This is a genomic window from Parabacteroides sp. AF48-14, from assembly GCF_003477465.1.
In the GTDB taxonomy this organism is placed as follows: Bacteria; Bacteroidota; Bacteroidia; order Bacteroidales; family Tannerellaceae; genus Parabacteroides; species Parabacteroides acidifaciens.
The window spans coordinates 1-1,278 of sequence record NZ_QUDI01000100.1 but is presented as its reverse complement, the minus strand read 5'-3'; the positions used below and the strand labels follow the sequence as shown (position 1 = coordinate 1,278).

General features: G+C 43.7%; 1 pseudogene. It reads left to right on the top strand.

The features are described 5' to 3' along the window. Positions 1 to 1,242: pseudogene (locus DW083_RS21905) on the top strand (AAA family ATPase); the annotation flags it as partial. Positions 1,243 to 1,278 lie beyond the last annotated feature (36 nt).

Below are 1,278 nucleotides of genomic sequence, written 5' to 3'. Positions count from 1 at the left end.
CAAAATACTGAACGAAGCGCTGCTGGGTTGGGAAGCTCTTTATGGTTCCCGAGAAGGAGAATCAACTCTTGCCCTGCGTTTCAAAGGGGTTGTAGACCGTGCCTGCAAGCTGACTGGCCAGCGTGTCGTTATCCTTGTAGACGAATACGACAAGCCGTTGCTGCAAGCTATCGGCAATGAAGCCTTGCAGACCGAATACCGTAACACGCTGAAACCTTTTTACGGTGTGCTCAAGACGATGGATGGCAGTATCAAGTTCGGTATGTTGACTGGTGTCACGAAGTTTGGTAAGGTTAGCGTATTCAGTGACCTGAATAATCTGATAGATATCTCGATGAGTGAACGCCATGTTGCATTGTGCGGAATAACCGGACAGGAGATTCATGATAACTTTCAGGAAGATTTACATGAGTTGGCCGATAAGCAGAAAATGAGCTATGAGGAAGCATGTAAGGAGTTGAAAGATCGTTATGACGGTTACCACTTTGCAGAAAATACGGAAGGTATCTATAATCCTTTCAGCCTGTTGAATACTTTTTACATGATGAAGTTCGGTAGTTACTGGTTCGAAACAGGTACACCTACTTACCTGGTAGAACTTTTGAAGCGCAATCATTACGATTTGGAACGTATGGCGCATGAAGAAACGGATGCCGACGTCTTGAACAGTATTTATGGAGATGATCAGCCTATTCCGGTTATTTTCCAGAGCGGTTACCTGACGATAAAAGGGTATGATGAACGTTTCGGCCTTTATCGCTTAGGCTATCCTAACCGTGAAGTGGAGGAAGGTTTTATTAAGTTCCTGATGCCATTTTATACCCGTTTCAATAAACAAGAATCAGCTTTTGAGATACAGAAGTTTGTCCGTGAAATAGAAATCGGAGAGGTCGACGCCTTTTTCCGTCGCCTGCAAAGCTTTTTTGCCGATACGCCTTACGAGCTGATAAAAGACCTTGAGTTGCATTATCAGAATGTGCTCTTTATCGTCTTTAAGTTGGTGGGTTTCTATGTGAAAGCGGAATATCATACGAGCGAGGTCGTGTAGACCTGGTTCTGCAAACGGATAAGTTTATTTATGTGATGGAGTTCAAACTGGATGGTACGGCGGAAGAGGCCTTACAGCAGATAGACGAAAGACATTATGCACGGCCTTTCCTCTCAGACATCCGTAAACTGTTTAAGATAGGAGTGAACTTCAGCGCCAAAACCCGTAATATCGAACGGTGGATTGTGCAATAAAAATAATTTGTACTTTTGTATAGATCATCATTCGGC